Origin of the sequence: Lihuaxuella thermophila, from assembly GCF_900110165.1 — a bacterium.
In the GTDB taxonomy this organism is placed as follows: Bacteria; Bacillota; Bacilli; order Thermoactinomycetales; family Thermoactinomycetaceae; genus Lihuaxuella; species Lihuaxuella thermophila.
In genome coordinates this window covers 316,795-338,110 of the sequence record NZ_FOCQ01000002.1, presented here as the reverse complement: position 1 = coordinate 338,110, position 21,316 = coordinate 316,795, and the positions used below count along the sequence as shown (strand labels likewise).

Here is a 21,316-nt window from a genome sequence, read left to right as displayed (position 1 = left end):
TTATATAAAACTCGTTTTTATCATTAAGGGAGGAACCACCTATGTTCTTTTACACTGAGAAGTTGATCAACGAAATTGTTCCTGACCAGCCGGATCCGGACGCCGCTAAGGCTCTACAGGAGACCCTTGGCGGACACTTTGGCGAGATGCGTACGATGATGCAGTTTTTCTTTCAGAGTGCCAACTTCCGTGGCAAGGCCAAGCCATTCCGCGACCTCATTCGCGGGGTGTTTGTCGAAGAGATCAGCCATGTGGAGCTTGTCATGACCACGATCAATAAGTTGTTGGAAGGATCGGGAACTTCCCCCGCCGATGGGAATGCTGGCAATGCTGCGATTCCACTGAATGAGGCATTGCGGGGAGGCCAGATTCACCATTACCTGGTAGGAGCTCAGGGATCGATGCCCGTAGACGCCGCAGGAAACCCCTGGAATGGCTCCTGGGTGTACAGCAGCGGGAACCTGATCGCTGACTTACTCGACAATCTCGTCCTTGAGTCCACCGGCAGGTTGCAAAAGTGCCGTATTTACGAGATGAGTTCGAACAAAACCCTGCGCGAGACCCTCGCCTTCCTCATCGTTCGGGATACCGCACACCAAATCGCCTTCGCTAAAGCCTTGGAAACGCTCGGGGTTAATTGGGGCAAGGTGCTTCCGATCCCTGATATCGATATTTCGAAGTACCCGGAGTGCCAAAAGTACATCGATCGCGGTTGGGATAAAGTTCAATTTAATTTCCGCATGGACACTACCCAAATTGCCCAGATTTTTCAGGGGATGGCGCCAAGCCGGACCGGCGGCACTCTCTCCGTGGTCACCCCTCCTGAAGGTTATCCGTTGCCTGAAGCGGCAGAGATTCCCGCTGAATTTAGCCCCGGGTTGCCTCAAGAAATTCAAAGCCAGTTTACACAAACCATGCCAACACACTAACCCATCCAACCGTGTTTATGCCATTTCTGAAAAAGTCGCCCATCAGGCGGCTTCTTTTTATATTGGCGGCAGGCTCTCGTTCCCGGGCAAGGCATTAATAAATCCAATGGGTGTCCATGTCGATGACTGTTTCAACTCTTCTCAGATACGATCAAATCCCGGGAAATATACCATTAAGGGTTCCTTTCTTCTGTCTAAATTTCCTGCTAGGTCAAATTAGAACTGATTAGGCGTCTGCCAACTTTCCCCCTAATGGGCGAATCATCGAAGCAGAGATCCCCCCCTCCGCAATCGCGAAGCCCTTTGATTCTGGCGGAGAGGGTGGGTTTGGAACCCACGGTACGGGTTGCCGTACAACGGTTTTCGAGTTATATGGACGGGGGAAATTTTGATCCCATCATATTTAACAAGCTACTTTTCCGTGTCAAGTTGGATATCCTCTGCCAAGATGGTTTTCATTGCCTCCTGCGTACGTTTTTCTTTCGGTAGTTTCGCGATCCTGTAGTCGAGATTCTTTATTGTTTCATTCACGATATTCCGGGCAAGCCCGGCATTACCAAATGTATGATCCCGATGTTTACACACGTATTCGTAATAAGCAAGCAGGCTTTGGGGTCCAATTGATATCCCTTTTCCTGAAACATTAAGTCGCTAATTTGCATCAACTCTGCATGCGTATAATCCTCAAATTCAATCCGACGGACAAAACGTCTGCGCAAACCATCATTACTGTCTAAAAATTGTTCTATTTTCTCTTTATACCCCGTTGCAATAACAATGAATTTTCCTCGGTCATCTTCCATCCGCTTCAGTAATACTTCAATTACTTTATGCCCCGGGTCTTGTAAACCATATTGCGTGAGCTGGTACACTTCATCAATCAGCAGCGTCCCCCCCATTGCTTGATCGATATAAACGGCAATGAGTTTTTCGCTTTCACCCTGATAAGCACTTACTAATTGATCGCGGTTTACCTCTACGAGATCTCCCCGCTCCAAAATCCCCAGTGCTTCGTATATTCTTGCCAGAATCCGGGCGACTTCTGTTTTTCCCGTTCCCGGACTTCCAATGAGTAATGTATGAGGAGACAGCTCATCCAGGGATCTTCCTTCTTCCTTGTAAAACCGAACCAGCGTGACCAGCTTTGCAATTTCTTCTTTTACCCGTTTCATCCCGATCATGCGATGTAATTGCTGTAAAGCTTCAGATAATAATGCTTCGTTAATCGGGAGGTCAAACGCTTTTGTTTTCTCCTTTGGGATGGTTGCTTTGACATCCTCTGAAGTTAATGTCAAAAGAAACTCCTTTGTCCATTGCTCTCTTGGCACTCGCAGACATCGTTGTGCCTGAGCCTGCAGCATGGCTTCGACATAGGTACGCACCGTGCGGGCATTCGCAAAAAACCGATCTCTTTTCCTCCATAACCGCGTAAATTCCTCAGCTAACGCTTCCTCAGCATCTTGTGAAAGTTGACGTTTTTGATCTCTTACCATTTTCCTGGCAATCTCCACCATCTCCTTAGGGGTATAGTCCTGGAGGTGGAAGTATTGTGTAAATCGACTTTTCAACCCTGGATTTGCTTCCAGAAAACGGGCCATTTCCTGAGTGTAGCCCGCAACCACGACCATAAATTCACCCTTTTTATTTTCCATCTCTTCCAGCAGCACCGCTATGGCCTCCGGACCAAAGTCATTTTTGAGGCCTTTATTGGTCAGTTCGTAGGCTTCATCAATAAATAACACTCCGCCTATGGCTTCATCGATTTTGGCTTTTGTTTTGGGGGCTGTTTGCCCTATATATTCGGCAACTAACTTTTCACGGTTCACCTGAACAACGTGGCCGGAAGACAACAATCCCATGGCCCGGTAGAGCTTTCCCAACAACTTGGCCAGGGTCGTCTTTCCCGTCCCCGGATTTCCGTACAGTACCGTATGGGAAACAGCCAGTTTGAGATTTTCCGATTCAATCCCAAACTTAGCCAGCTCTTGATTGAATTGAATATATTCAATGGTTTTCCGGATCTGCTCTTTGACGTTTTCCATTCCAATTAATGAATCTAATTCCGCTAATACTTCCGTTAACTCCGAGGACGCTTGTGAAGAACGATCCGGCTTCGCCTTTTCCGACTTTTCTTCTCTCGGACCCGCTTCATTCAAAACCTTTGTATGACTATCCTCAGAAATGAGGATATCCCGGTTGGAATTCCCGTAAATTTTGCAATTTTCGATGGTCCCATGTCCTTTATTGAGAGCCCATACTCCATTTTGTTCACTATTGCGAATCTCACAGCCTCTGATGACCGGATTCCCTTCACTTTCTATCATTATATTCGCCACATTGTTACTGTATATTTCGCAACTCTCAACCGTCCCACGGCCTTTATCTTTGACCCACACTCCATAATGGCTATTATTGTATATCTTACAGTCTCTGAATACCGGATTTCCTTCGCCTGTTATAGCTATATTCGGATACTTGTTACTGTATATTTCACAATCCTCGATGGTCCCGCGCCCTTGATCGTACACCCATACGCCATTTTGTTCGCTATTATGAATTTTACACCCTTTGATGACCGGATTCCCTTCACTTTTTATCGCTATATTTGGATAACCGTTCCTGTAGATCTGGCAATTCTCGATGGTTCCGAAGCCATTTTCGTGCACCCATACTCCGTTTTGTTCACTCTTATAAATTTTACAGCCTTTGATGACCGGATTCCCTTCACTTTCTATATGAATATTTGGCTGCCTGTTACCGAAGATTTCACACTTCTCAATGGTCCCACGGCCTTTTTTGTGCACCCATACTCCGTTTTGTTCACTCTTATAAATTTTACAGCCTGTTATTACAGGATTTCCTTCGCTTGCTATCGCTATATTTGGATACTTGCTACCGTAGATTTCGCAATTGTCGATGGTTCCGCGGCCTTTTTCTTTCACCCATATCCCATTTTGTTCACAATTATAAATTTTACAGCCTTTGATGACCGGATTCCCTTCTCTTGTAATACCTATATTCGGATACTTGTTACTGTATATCTCACAATCCTCGATGGTCCCGCGCCCTTGATCGTACACCCATACGCCATTTTGTTCGCTATTATAAATCTTACAGCCTTTGATGACCGGATTCCCTTCACTTGTGATCGTTATGTTTGGAAACTTGTTACCGTATATTTCGCAATTCTCAATGGTCCCACGGCCTTTTTCTCTCACCCATACTCCATTATGTTCGCTATTATAAATTTTACAGTCTTTGATGACCGGATTTCCTTCACTATATATTAGAATTCCAACTCCTTTCGCATGATGAATGTTGCATCGCTGGATGACCGGATTGGTATGCAAATGATAAATGCGTACGCCATGCCCGATATCCGAACGAATGTGGCAATCCTCTAAAGTTAATGAACCCATAGGTACATCAACGGCAACAAAATACTCATCCCCCTTCGCTTCCCCCCTCTGGTGGATGGTGATCCCACGAACAGTCGCGCGCTCTGTCTGCATCAGAATAGAAGTGGAATTTTCACTGCGAACCACAATTTCATTCACCGGTCCTTTGCCAAGCAGTTCAACCTGTTTATCTATAACAATATTTTCCTTATAGATACCTGGTTCAATAAAAATTTTGGTTCCAGGCACTGCTTTTTGTATGGCCTCGGTAATCGTCTTATATTTAGAAAATGGTTTTTTCGAAACAATAATCTTTTTACTCATCTCACTTTTGCAGCCTCCCGGTTAGTAAATCAAATTTTACGGAAAAAGTTGTCCATTTGTTGGGATAAACCGATCCGAATAGTCAGAACTCATCTCATCTCTTGCATCCCTGTATTACGATCCATTCAGGGTCAACCATTGTACATGAGTCGAATCAGATCATAATCAACGGCTTTCCGTGAACAGAAAACTCGCTAAAGCAATTTTTTTATCAACTAAACAGGTTGGAATATTTAAATTTTTACCCGTATTCCCTTTTTTAATTATATCAATTTTTATTCAATTGATTGAAGAACTGAATGGTGATCGAATTCCTCTTTACTAACTCCTTTCCTTAAGGAAAAACGGCCGGGAAGAACATCTCCCTATTTTTATTTATTCAAGAGTTACAACGAAAAACCTGGTGAGTGGTTGGATCGATGTATATACTACGAAATCCAGTGTGTTTTTGTTTACACAATACCATACTAGTGGAACCTCTTTGCCAAAACAACGCAAACAGGGCCGTTTATAGAAAATTTTTCTAAACCCCTTTTTATCCTTTTTATATAGAAGTTTTTTGTTGTTTTTTGATTTGAAAATAATGATAACATTGAATGAAGAAAGAGGATGGACACCCGTCACCCAGCTTACCCGATCTGACCGCAACCACGCGCAGAGCGTTCTATTTCATGCAGTTTGCCATTCTCGTTAAGGAGTAGGGCTCATGTTGGCAAACAATCAAAAAGAGCACCCTTTTTGTTTGGGAGCGAGGAATGATGCAATGAGGATTGGGTACAAAATTCGCAAACTAAGATCGGAAGCAGGACTAACTCAGTCCCAACTGGCCGAAGGAATTGTATCTCGCAGTTACTTAAGCCAAATCGAACAGGGACAGGTGGAACCTTCTTATAACCTCTTAGTGAAGCTTGCAAGGAGATTGAATACAAGTGTTGAAAAACTATCTGATCCTCCTCTGGACAGAGACTTTCTTCCTATTCAAGTACAAAAAGCGATCAAACAGGCTGAAAATCATGTTGAACGGGGCGAATATGAAAAAGCAGCGAAGTTTTTGGAACGCTCATGGTTTCAGAGTCCGGATGATCTTGATCCTGCACAGAAGGGAATATTACGGTGGATACAGGGCAAGATTCACGAGAAAAAACATGATTTTTCCAAGGCAGTGTCCTATTATTCGGAGAGTGTTTCCTGTTTAGAGATGATTTACCCAAATGAAATACTGGTGCGGTCTCTCGTTTCATTGGGCAAAGTGTATTCAAAGATGGATCAAGATGAAATGTCCCTGCAAGTTTTGCAAAAGGCTTACCGGCTGTTAATATCTGAACAGATCACCGGACCGGTTCAAATTTCTCTGCTCATCAATCTGGGGATGGTTCACGGGAAATTAGGGGAGCATGTTTCTGCGGTTTATTTTTTAACTGAAGCCATGAAGTTAAATGAAACCACGGATTCCTACTTCAAAGCGGGACGCATTTATATGGCTTTAGGTGTCTGTTATATGGAGTTGAATCGTTTTCAAGAATCCATCGATGCTTTTGAAAAGGCGGTTTATGCATTTAAATTGACCAATGATCAAGAAAATGAGGCCGGAACCTATACGAATTTAGGAATCCTGTTTTTACGTAACCAGAACTATGATCCGTCCGTGATGTATTTCAAACGAGCGATTCATCTTTATCAACAAATGGGATATCTGCGATTGAAACGGAACACGATGATGAAGTTGGCTCAGACTCATTTTTATCATGGGGATTTTGAAGCTGCCGCTAAAGAATGTGAAGCTATTTTTGCAGAAAATCAAGGGGAAACCGAAATTCTTAGAAGGGCCTATGAGTTAATGGGGGACATTGAGTTTCAGCGAAAAAACTTTACCTTATCCCTGAATTATTATGATCGGTCTCTCTCCTGTGCGAAAGAAGGTACATCAAACAGAGAAAATCATCACCTGATCATAAAAAAAGCTAAAATATATTATCAGACCGGAAAATATGAACAAGCTTCCATATTGATTGATCAGCTGAATTAGAAAGAGGGATATCTCCGCAATTATAGCAGTTTCTCTAAAACCTGGTTTGATTCGACTGCGGTGGATATCCCTCATCTCCCCATAAAAGGTTTGTTCAAAGAATGAGCCGGAGAATTTGATACCTGTGCTCATTTTTTCGGGGGATGTCCCCATTGTTGCAGAAGGAATTCTACCGCATCACTTCGATCTTTAGACGAATAAATTTCAATCTTCACAATTCCCTTGCCAGGCAGCAAAACCTCCGGAATGGAAACATGAAATCGGGTTAACACAAAATTTTTTTCCGGAACTTTACGGTATGGAACGCTTTTCCCCTTTAAAATCAGGCGTGAACTGAAACGATCAACAACATAAATATTGTAATAGAATTGGGAAGCAGAAAGGTTTCCAACTTCCAATTGTACGTCATACTCTCCATCGGTTCCGTCAGCCCGGAAGTGACGAAAAACCCGGTCTCTTTGTTTAGAGTCCGGAATCTCCCTCCACCAACGGTAGGTTCCATTTAGTTCCGTCCTCTTTGGGGAGGAATTTGTCAAAGCCTCTGCCGTCTGGGCTTCAACCGGTTTCTTTTGGCTGGCGGGCGGGCGATTGGCAGTTGAATCATTTTCATTTACCTGGATCAAAACAGCAAAGGAGACGAAGGTGACAAAAATTGCAGCCATTATCACCCGTTGTTTCCAGGCCTTTTTCTTCCTTGGCAAATGTAAATCGTCTACTTGTTCAGCTGAAGTTGCCAAAATGGCATTCCTTGGATGAGTTTTTTGGTTAAGAGCCTGCTGCAGGGCTTGTTTCATCTCGCCGGCGGTATGGAAGCGATGGTTCGGGTCCTTATGCATCGCCTTAAAGATGATCCTACAGAGTTGGCCGGGAACCTCAGGGTTTATTTGTTGCGGATTGGGTACGGGGGCTTGCACATGTTTTAATACAATCGATAGAAAGCTGTCAGCGTCAAACGGAACTTGTCCGGTTACCATCTCATAAAGAACGACTCCCAATGAGTACAAATCTGACCGATGATCCACTTTTGCTCCGGAAGCCTGCTCCGGAGAGAAGTAATGGACAGAACCCATCACCATGCCCGTTTCGGTAATCTGTGTAGCTTTTGAAAAAAAGGAAATACCGAAGTCAGTAATTTTAAATTGTCCATCAGGAGCACACAGAATATTATGAGGTTTAATATCACGATGAATAATTCCATTCTTGTGAGCATGAGCCAATCCGTCACAGATCTGCATCGCGATGGTGATCGACTCCTCCGGGGAAAGCGGACCTTTCTTTTCCATCCATTCCTTCAGCGAATTCCCTTCCATATACTCCATAATGATGTAATGTATTTCCCCTTCCCGGCCCGCATCATACACACTCACAATGTTGGGATGAGACAATCTACCGGCATTCTTAGCCTCTCGAATAAAACGGAGAATTCCTTCTTCATGATGGAGAACATCGTGTAATACTTTTACTGCGACATAACGATCCAAGACCTGATCCATCGCCTTATATACAACAGCCATTCCCCCGCCGCCAATCCGTTCGATAATCTCATATCTCTTCGCAATCAGCCTGCCTTCCATAAATTTTCATTTCTCCTTATTTGATCTGATCAAACAAAAACAGCCTATCGGAAAAGATTCCTCCATCTATATTATAATCTCGGTTTCATGGCAACAAGATGATTTCGGAACGATAGAAGAACGTGTTTGGATCGGTGAACAAGGGATGTCCACATCATGTTTTTTCCGCTGAACATTACTGAACAAAAGGTGCTGAGAATACTCATCATTCATTTTTGTTAATGGGAAAATGGAAGATCGTTCAACGGGAAATCAGATGTAATCAGATTGCGATAAAACACTCATGGACTAAACAGAAAGCAAGACCGTTCATTTCAACAGACAGAACCAGTGTTTATCCAGTAACGAATCTCGAATCGAGCAATTACAAACCACTATAAAAGAGGAAATAAAAATTGCAATTTTACAATTTTATTCTATGTTTAACAATCTATAATAAGAGTTAGCTCCACTTAAAACGACTTTCAGAATGGAGGTTATAACATTCAAGAGTATTACAAAAAATTGTCTTACAGTCACGAAATCAATAACTTACATTTAAGGGAAAATGAGACTGTTCAGTGAAAAATGGCAAGTGGTTGGCAGGAGCTTTATCGACGGCGATGTTAACAACCATCCTTTCTTTTCCAAACATATCTGTAGCTCAAGTGAATGATCATGGAATAAAATTCTCTAAACCAGTTCAATCCATTACATGCTTGAGAAATTGAAGAAACAGTATGCCCTACAACAAAATGGTTGAAAAGCAAAGGGATTCAACGAAAAATGTGACGATAGCCACCTTGCGAGAAGGCAATTTTAAAGGGAAGGTCGATACAGAGAGAGTGCTAGCTTGTTGAACCGAAGGGACAGGATATTGGACAAAAAGTCAAGTAAGACAACTAAAGTAGTATTTTCACGGAATGAACTAGAAAAGTCACGCATACTAATACATCCCTGATATAAAAATCCTCAAATTATATTTATTAGAGTGAATTCAAAACTATACCAGTGAAAGGGGTAAAGTTTGATGACTCCCAAATTACAAAAAACTGTTGCAACTACTCTTGCTATCAGTACTTTTGGTCTAGGTTTAGGCTCCTATTCAGCTTATGCAAGCACAAGCACTTCTGAAGCTCCGATTAAACCCGTCATTTTAGCCCAGATTGAAACAGGGGACGATGGAGTTATTGGGGATGAGTCCGCTAAACAAGATATAGAGGTTTTGATACAAAGTTCTTTAAGCCAAATGACCCCGGAAGAACGCAATAACATTCAAGGAGACAGAGGTCCTATTGGGCACACTGTAAAGGCCTTGCGGTTTATTGGATGGGTATGCAAAAAAGGTGGAGCGCAGTTAAGCGTACTCCTAAAGCCGTTAAGCCCTAAAAATGCGGCCTTGATGAGAAAATATTCTAGCAAAATAGGGAGAGCACTTGAAAAAATAGAAAGTGGTACAAAATCCGCCGTTATAAATGCCTTGGTAAAAGCGGGTGTCCCTAAAAAAGATGCAGAGATGTTAGTTGAGGTTATTTTTTGGTTGATATAAAAAACGCTTGTTAAACGGTAAATGCTTTTCCTTCTACCTGTCACGCTGATTCGTTTTGTTATTAATCGTTGGCTATAAAAAAGAGTCTCTTAGGAGACTCTTTCTTTCTGAGAGAGGTATGCCTATGAGGAAATTATCTGACTATGCAGTTGTTGGTTTATTTATGCTCTTGTTAATAAGTCTCATACTAGTAGCTATTGCTCTACCAAACTTCGTTTTGATCTGGGGTATAAGCTATATTGATTTTTTGGATATTGTCATTACATCCACTGAGGCTTACTATTTTTACGCTGTAGCTATGGTATTTATCTTAGCTCCTCTATTTCCTATAGCACTAGCCATTGAACTGGTTTTAGTTAAATTATGCAATCAAAAAATCTATGAGAAGATCAATCGACCTATAGAAACAGTTGCGTCATTTTTTCTTATACTAGGATATATTTATTTTATAGATGACTACATTGATGAGTTATCCATTTCATTAAAGGGTGGTCTTGTCCTGGCATTAATATATTCTATGTTTTTTGATTTACTGGAAAAGGGAGTAATAGAAGACAAGTTTAAGGAAATAGAAAAAAGGTGGCGTTCCAGAAGAAGACAAAAAAGAAGGCTTTTAAGGGAAAAAAACAAGAGTGATTAACCGATTCTCTATATGCCCATTTAGCTAGGGTGAAAATATGAGATATATAGGGCAATGGATGCCCTTAGACTGTAGAAAAACCAATTCTGAACCGATTTTCAGAAGTGGTTTTTCTAAAGTCTGAGACATGGCTCAAGAAGGGCCATGTCTTTATTTGATTCATTTGTAAATTTGTCCTCATGAGATACCTTGCAAGAACCATTTTGACCTATAAGTCGGTTTGATTGCCATGATTCGGCCAAATGAAAGAAGATGCTTTTGCCGGGCGGGTGGAAATAAACCAAGGCGAGGTATCATGGATTTGCCTAACAAGGTGACGCATGACAGGAAATGTTTGGAATAGTTTTTTTGATAGATCCTGCTGTTTTTTTGTATCGCTTGCAGCTGACCTGTACTGAGACTGCAAATGATTGAAGCACATCTTTCGTATGTTCTCCGGGACTCCCTTTCTATGAATGAATTGAATCCCCTGATCCACCTTCCCCTTATTCAGCAAGTCTTTAAAGTGATAGATGACCACCGTTCCAAGAGGGAGTGTAAATGTCAGTTTGGATCGGTTTCCTCTGCCTTTTCCCGGCTCCCATTTGATGAAACCGGCTGTCTCCATTTTTTTTAACAAGTGTTTTACATTACGCGGCGAACAACATAAGATCTCAGCGAGCTCTGCGACCCTCACGGGAAAAGGGACATTCTCCTTCACATCCGGGTATATCTGACGTAAGTCAAAATAACGCTCGATCATGTTCATGAAGACCCCCCTGACGAAGAATGGAAATATTCATGTTTATATTTGACGCACCCATACGGCAAATAAAAGGATGATGACACATCGATGCATATAGCTAGCCATCAAGTTTCTCAAATAACTTATCATCATCCGCTTCGTTGTATCAATAACTATATTAAGCCAATCGGTAAATCGTGGAAAGGTGTGAATTTTTTATCATAAAAGAAAGGCGGACTCTCTTCCTTTTACTTCATCCTGTTATTCATGATTTTGACATCAATGATAGCCCTTTGGAGTCATGGTTTCTCTTCTGTTAGGTTCTATACTTACATACAAATCTTTCGCGTATTGTATTTGGCGCTTCATTGTCCTGATGATCCATTTATTTGGATGAATCTGCGTTCTGTGTGTAGTTGCCGGGTATGGGCTTCAGAGGTTCTCTTCACTCACATTCTTCTATCAGCGACAGCTGCATGACCAATTGAATCAAATCCTGAAGTTTCCATTCTCTTGAACAGGAGGGCGCTTCATGTTGAAAAAAAAGACGATGCATCATGATGTTGCTTGTCGCCTTGCTTTTGTCGGGAACGGCATGTTCATCGAGTTCCAACGACGATCACCACGAAAATCATAAAAACCATGAAAATCATTAATGTAAAGGAGTGAGGAGATGGCAGTCAGTCAAACTCAACTCAAAGAAAACATTCGTCAGAATCATTCACAAGAACTCTACCAAGCCATTTGGCGCTGGCATTTTTATGCAGGGATAATCTTCGCTCCGTTTTTGGTCATGCTGGCGATCACCGGCGGCATCTATCTTTTTAAGCCCCAGATCGAATCCTGGATGTACAAGGATCTGTACCAGGTTCAAGCGGAAGGAAAGGAATTGGCACCGTCCGTACAGATCGAACAGGTCAAAAAAGCCTATCCGAATGCTCAAATTACCCGATATCGACCTCATGCGGAAGCGAACCGATCATCCGAAGTGGGAATTCTGGATGGCGGTCGGTCCCTGACAGTCTTTGTCAATCCGTATAACGGAACGATCATTGGGGAGCTAAACGACAACGACCGATTCATGGATCAGATAGAACAAGTGCATGGAGAATTAATGGCCGGGACATGGGGGGACCGGCTGGTAGAACTGGCGGCTTGTTGGGCCATGATTCTTCTGACCACGGGGATCTATCTTTGGTGGCCTCGGGACCGTAACCGCGTTTTCGGCACCCTTCTCCCCCGATTGAATGGAGGAAAACGAATCTTTTGGCGGGATCTTCATGCGGTTCCGGCCTTTTGGCTGTCGTTGGGGATCGCTTTTTTGATCATGACAGGTCTTCCTTGGTCCGGATTTTGGGGGGAGCAGGTGCAAAAATTGGCTACGAATGCCGGCATCGGATATCCCGCTGCAGTTTGGGGAGGAGAAAAACCGGAGTCGACCATTCCTTCCAGGGATGTGGCCGATGTGCCGTGGGCAGCCGAACAACGGCCTGTTCCACAATCGGAGGAAGCGAAAGTTTCTCCCGTTTCCATCGACAAAGTGGTGGCGATTGCCAATGCTCGTCATGTTCATCCCGGCTACACTGTTTACTTCCCGGAGGATCCAAAGGGAGTCTACACCATATCTGTATTTCCCGACAAATCCGAGGATGAGGCCACGTTACACCTGGATCAATACAGTGGAAAAGTGCTGGATGATTTCCGGTTTGACGATTATGGTCCAGTGGCCAAAATCATCTCCACTGGCATCACCCTTCACAAAGGAACCCAATTTGGCCTTGCAAATCAACTTGCAGGGTTGATCGTATGTCTCGGAATCGTGGCCATTGCGATCACCGGAGTCATCATGTGGTGGAAACGGAGACCCCAAGGGAAATTAGGTGCTCCCACTCTGCCGAAAAACTTTAAAATGACGAAATGGGCAGCAATCATTATTATGGCTCTTGGTGTGTTGTTCCCGCTCGTCGGAGTCTCTCTGATCATTGCACTTTTGTTGGACTTTTTGGTCATCAGAAGGATTCCCAAAGTGAAACAATGGGTAGGATAATGGAAGTATGAATGCGACTGAATGGGAATTCGGTCGCTTTTTTATGGCTGATTTGGATTACTGATTCCGGCAAAACAAAAAGGGCTCGCTAGTCGCGAAACCCTTTGATTCTGGCGGAGAGGGTGGGATTCGAACCCACGGTACGAGTTGCCCCGTACAACGGTTTTCGAGTTATGCGTACCGCAGAAATTACGAGTAACTGCAACCAATAAGCCAAAACACACCGCCCGTTCAACCAACCTCAGTTAAGCGAAATAAACCCTGGAGAATACGGTACGTAAGAAGGTTTGTTAGAAGGCTAAATCCCCCAAAAATGAGCCCCATTTTTGCTTCAGACCGCCTATTTTTATTGAACATTTTTTGAACATTCATATCATAAAATCTGTTCCTAAAACAAAAGGCAAAGGATTGCCCCCTGACTCGTTACCACCAATTTTCTAACCTCTTTTTTTCATTTCCTGTTTCATGTTCATAAACATACGATATATATAATCCCCAACTCTCCGATCAGTACAAGCTACAAGCAGACTAAAAGGAGATTCAGCATAAATATTATCTTTATCGTCTTTTGGTTTTACTAAAGGCATACTATAAAAAGCATATTTTTGATCTTTCAATTCAATATCCCATATCCATTTTAAGTGTTTTACATAGATTTGCCCTACATAGCGAATCATAGCATCTATAATTTCCGCCTTTTCGTCTTTAATAAAGGATTTTGGGGAATAATGTCTTTCTAAAATCCATTGTTCCAATTGAATAAGTGATTCTGGGGAATAATCCAAGTCTAAGTTATCAAATTCCTTAATAAAGGATTCAAGCACGTCCGATTGAAAAAACAACCATTTTTGAAATTCATCTTCTGAAGAAAAAAACTTCTCTCTAGTCATAATAAACAACACCTACTTATTAGATCTTGTATTCTCAAATTTAACCTTTATACCGCTTCTTTTAAGCTCTTGTTTAAGAGGTTCACTCGCACCTGCATTTTCAAATACCCAAGTGATATCCCAGCCCCGACTAACCAAATATTCATCTTTAGCAATTTCTTCCCTAATTCTTTCATTAAGTGAAAAATAACCTTTTATATCTTCTTTAGTTGTCGTTTTATGTTCAATAGCCTTTCGTAAATCCGTATTTGCAATATCTAACAGTCGTCGTCCATAAGGAGTATTTACAGCAACTTGTGTTGATCCTTCCCAATTAAGTTTGTTTTTATACGCTTCTACAATTTGATGAGATTTACCTGGTTTACCCATATTGGCATCATAAAGTTTACTCCAGTGGTCGTAATCCATTTTCCCTCCGTTCTCTAGGTATTCTTTCCATCTTTGCTCTTTATGTTCGGCGCTTCCAGGAATCAGATCATCACGTGTAACTTTTTTACTTCCACTAGCTCTATTGCTAGCAAACTTCTGTAACCATCGTCCAAATTCTGTATCACCGATAGTTTTCGGTGCAGAAGCACTTCCATCTTCAAATACAGTCACTGGAGACACAGGAAGTTGGTTGATCTTAGATATAATAGTTGGAGCCTTTTCTGCAATGGCTCCTCCACCTAAAACGACACCTAATCCAATTAAACCGGATACAACAGCCTTTTTAATACTTGGCATTTTACCTTTCAACCAGTCAAATACGACGCTGTCGGTAAATGCCGCCGCCCCGCCGGACAAACTGTTGGTAACAAGTCGTTGAACAAATGGTGAGGCTGTTTCAGCAAGCCACGCACCAAAACGGCTCCGTGCAATCCAGGTTCCAACCGTTCGAAATACAGCCCATCCAAAAATTCCGCTGGCACCACCTGCAACCATACTTCCAGATGCCGTTCCGCTGATTAAACCAGCAACCCCGATTTCTGGCTGAAATATAGATAAAAGAATCAGTCCAGCTGCTACTGCTGTTTCCGCTGGATGCTCTGATACATAATCGTAAACGCTACCTAGAAGGTCGTATCCAGTAGCCGCCTGGATTAGTTTATTGGGTAAATTCAACGGGTCAAACAGCATTAAAGCCTGCTTAATGAACTCTTGTTTTGCACCGTTCTTTTTGATTCCTTCCAATATGCTTTGATGTAAATTATCTTGGGCTTCTGACCAGGCTTTTGAAGCAGCATCAGTTACACCATTCCATATATTCTTTGCGCTTTTTTTGATGGTGTCAAAGAGTTCGATTTGCCCGAATAACTCTTGGTTACGTTCTGATAACGATTGAGGTTTCTGACTTGAACTATTTGAGCTTTCTTTTTCATTAGAACTGGAAGCAACAGTGTCAGATGGTGAATCGACCATCTGACCGTTAATGGCTTGTTGAATTTTTTCTTTAAGGAGCTCTTGAATCTCAGCGCTTGCTACGACTTGATTCAGCAGTAATGCGAGGGCAATTGCTGCTAACATAACCACAACATACTCGATGGTAGGAGAGCCTTTCCTGCTTAATAGGATCTTCCTCGCATGTTCGAAAATTTTTCTGAGAAGCAAATATTTTTCACCTCATAGGAAACTTTTACCTAAGGTAAATATAACATAATTATCATTTTCAGAAATAGGTTCACCTGAAATTTTACTTTTTTGGCCAGAGAAACATTTTGAGGTCGTTAAACTAATAAATTTCGGTTATTTGGTGTTTCATGTAGACAAGCAGACCCCGAGTAGAGTATTACTATCAGTCAAACTAATTGGTGGTAAAGAAAAAGCTATCCTTTCATGTTGCTTGCCGAAAGAATAGCGTTTTTTCAGTTTTCAGGGTATCTTTTTCTTAACCAGATGACGATGTACTGCGACCTCGAGCAGAGACTCTTGGCTGCTGAAAGGTCATCCTTTCAATTAATCTAGGAATCGCACTCTTAATATCTATATCTTGGATAACTTCGTGTATTTCAGTATATTGGGTTCCATACTTTACGTTGAAAAATTCCAGTCCTTGCGCGATCTGCTCATCAGTAACGCAAAAATGCTTTAACTCAATTAGCTTGAACAAATCTACCCAGTCATCTTTTGTGCAATTAGAATCTTCAGCGTATTGCTGAATAATAGAGTACATTGATTGCGAATAAAGACTGATAACATGTTCATTGTCGCTATGGATGACAGAAAGCAATTCTGTCGGGAAGTGACTAAATGTTGATTGATCAATAAGCCCCTCATCCGTATAATATCTGATGACCTGAATAGCGTAATACAATGCTGTGTGGCTCTCTAAAAGCATGTAAGCTCCTGAATAATCTCGTACATTAATAGCAGCGGCCCTGAGAATGGCTGAAGGATTCACGGGTTTAATCAATTGTTCGCGGAATTCGTGATCTCGGTCAATAAAGGAATAGCTGATTATATCATTGTACAAGTTGTTTTGTACGTCCTCATATGCATCGATGTAGAGATTGCTGATATTCTCCAGTTGGTAATTTCCCCATGTCGTGATATTTCCGTTAAAATTAATGAGATAATCAAGCCCTTTTGTTCCATCATCATTGTAGATGACAGAATAATTCCCTTGTTGATTCACCTTGATATCTTCGTAAAATGGCTTTAAAACGCGCTGAATTTTTTCGTCTGAGTCATTCAGATTAACCAGCAAATTTGGATAAAACAGTTTGGCGTAGCCAATGGGGATTTTCAAACCGCTTTCCAGGGTGAGAAATCCTCGTTTTTTGCTTTTTTTAAGTACTTTGTCATTATCAGAAGCTACTTGTGTCCCATCATTTTTGTGGCTGTTCGGGAAATGTAATTGGAGTTCATCAATTGATTTATCATTTTCAATTGTATGCAATTCCAATTTCAAATAGTTGTGTTCGCCAATGAGCCGATTGAAAGCATCAATAATCGTGATAAGCCCTTTGTTTCCAATTCGCGCTATATGCCATTGATCTACACTCAAGCGCAGAACCAACATAAGTTTTTCCGCCCGTTCCTCAACAATTTTTCTTAAGCGACTTAGTACCTGACATGCTTTTTCATGCGTTCGACCCCAAAATCCATTCGTAGCTATTACAGCTCGATTCACCTTGCAATGTTCGACCAGGTAATAAATAAAATCTTCTTTCTCAAATGGTTCTCCACCGCCGGCAATCAGCATATATTCGACGTCGGCAGAATTGATAAATTGAATTACTTTCGAGCAGCCATCCCATGATAGTTCATTTTTTTCATCCAAACAAATATTATCTCGCATTTTGGGCTTGGAATGACAAAAACAATGGGTGCAGCCTACTTTGCAAAATCGAGTCGGCAAAACAACGACAATGGATTTTCCGTCATGCCGTTTTTGCTTGTCCAATGGGATCAGAGGTTTGCTTCGGATAATGTCCAAGTAACGTTTGGGCCAATCAAAAATGTTGATCGAATCCATCGATCACAACCCTTTCACGTCAAATTTTATTTCCTCCTTGATCCGCTCCACTAGCTCATGTTGCACTTCAGGATAAGTCAATTCCTTCGGGATCTCATCGAAAAAGTGAACTGAATCGATTTCGCTGTCAGGCAATACTGCGAATTTCTTCACATCTGCATAGAATAACATCCCGCATTTTTCATCCATTCGATAGGGGCTGATCATTTTCAAATCATAATCAATTGCGCCCGATTCCTCGTACAATTCTCTGTGTGCCGTTTGCCAAATATTCTCGTTTTCCTCTCTTCTGCCGCCGGGTGACTCGTATGTGTTGCGATCCTTATGCTTGCAAAATAACCACTTTCCACTATGACGGCACACGATAACAACAAATGAAATGTCCTTTTCCCGGATTGTTTGATCAAATGTTATTTTTTTCATTCAATACTCCTCTTTCTTTTTTCAGAAAAAATTTCATTTTACACATCTTAACAGTTCCAATCCGCTTTATCTCTTTTTTTGACATCATTCAACTGGTCCCTCTTCAATCTTTTAGCAACCCCGCCGCAGCTCCTCCTGTTACCGAAATCGTATATCCAACCCGAATGACAATGCCTCTCCCTCGACTTTGATCGTATGCGTTATGCTTATCCAGATCATCGAGTGTGCGGTTAATGGCATGTAAGAGAACCGAAGGCTTCTTAAAAAATTCGATTTGGAGAGCTCGTCCAATAATTCAGTCACCTCTGCATCAATCTATCTTTCTAAGAGAGACTAACTATACAACAAGCTCTCCATTTATTGATGAACCCAGAGATAAAACTTTGTTTTTTTAATGTGGAACACTTGGTAAGGTTCGTTTTAAATAGGTTTGAATGAAATCCTTATCTTCGGATTCAATGTTTTCTGGGAGCATAGTAAAATCAAAATACTGAACTTGGTTAGTCTCCACTTCATCTTTTGTAATTTCTCCCAAAATATCTCTTGTAACATAAACTGCGGTTACTGCATAAGCTTCACTCTCTTCAAACCGGAAAATATATTTTTTTCCAGAGAATACACGAAGCAACTGCAGACTCCCGATCACCAGTCCAGCTTCTTCATACACTGCACGTCTGGCCGTCTCCTCCAACGTCTCTCCTAACTCCATAAGACTTCCAGGCAAGCACCATGCGCTTTCCTTTTTTTGTTGGAGAAGCAATTGACCCTTTTCATTAATGACCAAGACACTAGAACCAACAACCATAAAAGAGCGATTTCCAATCAAGTTGCAAACCTTGTGGTTTGATGTCATACCTCTCTTCCCTTTGTCATGGTATATTTAAATTTTGATTTTGATCAGTTTACTGACTGTAATCGTTCCAATCGCAATAAGTGGAACCTTTTTGTATGGTGTACTGCTCAGTAACTTTTGTTTACGTTCATGATCATCGACGGTGTTTTGACGATCATACCGGACTAAGACTTTTTCTTCTTTGTTGCATTCAGTGCTGGCACACACGAACACTGTACGACAGTCTTTACATCTGACACGCGACAGATACAGGGTTTCAATTGCTAATTTCATTGTGTAAGATCACCTGATCCAGGTGTTTCCAGTAGCGTTGGCAATGAAGGAAGTGCCTGTTTCCACTGCTCATGAATTTGATCCAGAATATAATTTGTCCGGTCTGCTTCATGCGCAAGCAGAAGCTTGGCAAATGTTTTTTGCCCCTCTGCCTTTTCTCTGATTGCTTCCACATGCTGATTCAACAAACGGCAAATAATCCGCTTGGTCTCATGGTCGAGCTTCAAAACAACTTTTCTTTCCTCCACAAGACTTTCACTCCTCTTTTAAGATGAAAGAGATACAAGATCAAAAAACCTTGCCAGCAAACACCCGAACCCCTTTCTCGATTTCCACCGCAATTAAATCCCACATCGGAATATCAATTTTTACCCCTTCTGCTGTCTCCATTTGAATGGTTTGTTGCCGGCTCTCCTTAAGATACCTAATGTAACATGATACGCTTACATCTACCTGCCCAGTCATTCCTCTGTTGTGGACTTCCTGGTGAACCAGTTCAATCTGTGGACGCTGCCCAATGTCTTGGAGAAACGATTTGACATGGTTTGGTTGACCTTCCACTTGGAGTTTTATCAATTTTTCACCCTCCTTTTCTCAAAAGTACGAACACTTGACTACTTGAACAATAATTGTATAATATGCACGATTAGTTTGATCAGCCTAAGAATATTATGATTGATACTCACAAAAGTTAGAACAACCTGAAAAGTTGGCATTTTTGAAGATTACTCACACTAATTAGTTGGAATGCGAGGTTGTAAGGGTATGAAATACCATTACGGTCTAACAATTCGTGAAGCTAGAGAGAAATTAAAAATGACGCAGGCGCAGTTAGCTGAGAAGTGGCCCCAATCTGGTGGTGGAACCGGTGTGAGTGTCAATTATGTATCTGATGTGGAACGAGGCATAAAAAATATCACTGACCCTCAAACGCTCCGCCGTTTGTGTAAGATTTTACAAATTCCACTTTGGAAAATGGGACTTTCCGATTACGATCCATTTAATCCGAACTTATCTGAATGTCAGACTCATATTTTTGAAAATGATTATGGTATAATTAAACTTACTGATTCACCTCATGATCGTATTTTAGACTATAAAAATTGTCTCCTAGAAGCAGAAGGAAATTGCTTTATTTCGGGAACTTCAATGATTCATTTGTCTGAAGATTCAAGTGATATCTTGAAAGATAAGCTTTGGCTGGGAGAAGTATACTTACTAATCCTAGACCCTGATTGGATCGAAAGCAATTCTTCTATTCTCACATTTATTGAAGATGAAGAATATAAACAAGAATTCCACTACGAGATTCGTAATTCAATCCGAAAGTTTAATCAGCTTCGCAAATCTCTACCACAAGAACTCATTTCTCGCCTCAAGATCAAGACTTACAGTACAATTTTTCCGTATATTATAACTGGATTCGATAATGGAGAGAATGGAAAACTAGTCGTTGAAATTACAGATTACATTCCTGAAAAAAATCGACCTCGCTTTACATTACATAAGATCAACGGTAAACATACATTATACGAACAAGTAAAGAATAAATTTTTTTCAATTTGGAATAATGAATCCATTACTAAGGAGATTTAACAATGAACAAAGAGCTTTACTTTAAATATCAGTGGAGATATAAAAAAGAGGACTTAAAATTTTGTCCTCGATGTGGGCACCGTTTTTCATTAGAAGACTTACATATTCCCAACCAACCCCAACTACTTTGTCATCATTGTCAATTTATCTTCTACTTAGATCCAAAACTGGTAGTAGTGGCTGTGGTTCTAAATAGAGAAAAAAACAAAGTATTACTTCTTCAAAGAAACGAAGAGCCTGGGAAAGGCTTATGGGCATTTCCAGGAGGACATGTTGAACGTGGACATGATCTTTTTGAAACAATAAAGAATGAGGTAAAAGAAGAAACAGGTCTTTCTGTAGAAGTTCATGAAATTGTTAGTACATTCTCTTCTCCTGAAGATGGACTGATTCAATTGGCTTACGAAGCGATTGCCGATCATGAAGAAGTTACCGTTAACATCGAAAGCAAAAAAGGTTGTTTTTTCCATTTTCATGAAATTCCTTGGAATAAGCTTGCATTTCCCTCGACTGAAAAGCTATTGCGTTTGTATGCAGATACAAGTAGTTCAACCTGAAAATGAAAAATTCTGTACGCCTTACTATTTATCCGACACTCTAACAAAAAGAATTTGCAAAGACATTCGACCGCTCT

At 41.3% G+C, this 21,316-nt stretch carries 18 protein-coding genes; 7 read left to right on the top strand and 11 right to left on the bottom strand.

The features are described 5' to 3' along the window. Window positions 1-41: 41 nt before the first annotated feature. Complete coding sequence (locus BMW55_RS03500; protein WP_089965400.1) at window positions 42-929, top strand: manganese catalase family protein; 888 nt, start codon at window positions 42-44, stop codon at window positions 927-929. A 411-nt stretch (window positions 930-1,340) separates the two neighbouring features. Here BMW55_RS03500 and BMW55_RS19905 read toward each other — a convergent pair whose 3' ends face one another. Then, window positions 1,341-1,460 (bottom strand): hypothetical protein, encoded by a 120-nt coding sequence (locus tag BMW55_RS19905; RefSeq protein ID WP_483099579.1) that lies wholly within the window; start codon window positions 1,458-1,460, stop codon window positions 1,341-1,343. Further along, entirely contained in the window at window positions 1,457-4,651 is a 3,195-nt protein-coding gene (locus BMW55_RS03495; RefSeq protein WP_089965399.1) for a right-handed parallel beta-helix repeat-containing protein, read from the bottom strand. Before BMW55_RS03495 ends, BMW55_RS19905 begins: the two co-directional genes overlap by 4 nt. A gap of 763 nt (window positions 4,652-5,414) precedes the next feature. Here BMW55_RS03495 and BMW55_RS03490 point away from each other — a divergent pair. Beyond that, window positions 5,415-6,677 (top strand): helix-turn-helix domain-containing protein, encoded by a 1,263-nt coding sequence (locus BMW55_RS03490; protein ID WP_170839717.1) that lies wholly within the window; start codon window positions 5,415-5,417, stop codon window positions 6,675-6,677. A 128-nt stretch (window positions 6,678-6,805) separates the two neighbouring features. Here BMW55_RS03490 and BMW55_RS03485 read toward each other — a convergent pair whose 3' ends face one another. Further along, window positions 6,806-8,251: a protein kinase domain-containing protein gene (locus BMW55_RS03485; protein ID WP_089965396.1), complete on the bottom strand. Its 1,446-nt coding sequence runs from the start codon at window positions 8,249-8,251 to the stop codon at window positions 6,806-6,808. Between the two features lie 1,009 nt (window positions 8,252-9,260). On the opposite strand from BMW55_RS03485, the gene BMW55_RS03480 reads away from it, so the two are divergent. Both BMW55_RS03480 and BMW55_RS03475 read left to right on the top strand, forming a co-directional pair. Beyond that, entirely contained in the window at window positions 9,261-9,779 is a 519-nt protein-coding gene (locus tag BMW55_RS03480) for a hypothetical protein (protein ID WP_089965394.1), read from the top strand. A 124-nt stretch (window positions 9,780-9,903) separates the two neighbouring features. Continuing rightward, window positions 9,904-10,419 (top strand): hypothetical protein, encoded by a 516-nt coding sequence (locus BMW55_RS03475; protein WP_089965393.1) that lies wholly within the window; start codon window positions 9,904-9,906, stop codon window positions 10,417-10,419. Between the two features lie 208 nt (window positions 10,420-10,627). On the opposite strand, the gene BMW55_RS19900 is transcribed toward BMW55_RS03475, so the two are convergent. After that, complete coding sequence (locus tag BMW55_RS19900) at window positions 10,628-11,161, bottom strand: SgrR family transcriptional regulator (RefSeq protein WP_425283813.1); 534 nt, start codon at window positions 11,159-11,161, stop codon at window positions 10,628-10,630. A gap of 655 nt (window positions 11,162-11,816) precedes the next feature. Here BMW55_RS19900 and BMW55_RS03465 point away from each other — a divergent pair. Continuing rightward, window positions 11,817-13,190 carry a PepSY-associated TM helix domain-containing protein gene (locus tag BMW55_RS03465; protein WP_089965389.1) on the top strand — a complete coding sequence of 458 codons (1,374 nt, stop codon included), beginning with the start codon at window positions 11,817-11,819 and terminating at the stop codon, window positions 13,188-13,190. A 437-nt stretch (window positions 13,191-13,627) separates the two neighbouring features. Here BMW55_RS03465 and BMW55_RS03460 read toward each other — a convergent pair whose 3' ends face one another. The 7 genes from BMW55_RS03460 to BMW55_RS03425 form a co-directional block, all read right to left on the bottom strand. Further along, window positions 13,628-14,080, bottom strand: coding sequence for a hypothetical protein (locus tag BMW55_RS03460; RefSeq protein WP_089965388.1), 453 nt, complete (start codon window positions 14,078-14,080; stop codon window positions 13,628-13,630). 12 nt (window positions 14,081-14,092) lie between these two features. Then, on the bottom strand, window positions 14,093-15,670 hold the full coding sequence (locus BMW55_RS03455; RefSeq protein WP_089965386.1) for a DUF4244 domain-containing protein: 1,578 nt from the start codon (window positions 15,668-15,670) through the stop codon (window positions 14,093-14,095). Window positions 15,671-15,947: 277 nt separating this feature from the next. Beyond that, window positions 15,948-17,537, bottom strand: a complete 1,590-nt coding sequence (locus tag BMW55_RS03450) for a radical SAM protein (RefSeq protein ID WP_089965385.1) — start codon at window positions 17,535-17,537, stop codon at window positions 15,948-15,950. Between the two features lie 3 nt (window positions 17,538-17,540). After that, on the bottom strand, window positions 17,541-17,960 hold the full coding sequence (locus BMW55_RS03445) for an NUDIX hydrolase (RefSeq protein WP_089965383.1): 420 nt from the start codon (window positions 17,958-17,960) through the stop codon (window positions 17,541-17,543). A gap of 391 nt (window positions 17,961-18,351) precedes the next feature. Further along, window positions 18,352-18,813, bottom strand: coding sequence for an NUDIX hydrolase (locus BMW55_RS03440; protein ID WP_089965381.1), 462 nt, complete (start codon window positions 18,811-18,813; stop codon window positions 18,352-18,354). Between the two features lie 269 nt (window positions 18,814-19,082). After that, window positions 19,083-19,334, bottom strand: a complete 252-nt coding sequence (locus tag BMW55_RS03430) for a hypothetical protein (protein WP_089965378.1) — start codon at window positions 19,332-19,334, stop codon at window positions 19,083-19,085. Window positions 19,335-19,374: 40 nt separating this feature from the next. Then, window positions 19,375-19,662, bottom strand: a complete 288-nt coding sequence (locus BMW55_RS03425) for a hypothetical protein (protein WP_089965376.1) — start codon at window positions 19,660-19,662, stop codon at window positions 19,375-19,377. 189 nt (window positions 19,663-19,851) lie between these two features. On the opposite strand from BMW55_RS03425, the gene BMW55_RS03420 reads away from it, so the two are divergent. Next, window positions 19,852-20,682 (top strand): helix-turn-helix domain-containing protein, encoded by an 831-nt coding sequence (locus tag BMW55_RS03420; protein WP_170839716.1) that lies wholly within the window; start codon window positions 19,852-19,854, stop codon window positions 20,680-20,682. 2 nt (window positions 20,683-20,684) lie between these two features. Then, a complete protein-coding gene (locus BMW55_RS03415; protein WP_089965373.1) occupies window positions 20,685-21,239 on the top strand; it encodes an NUDIX hydrolase in 555 nt (184 codons plus the stop codon). The last annotated feature ends 77 nt before the right edge of the window (window positions 21,240-21,316 follow it).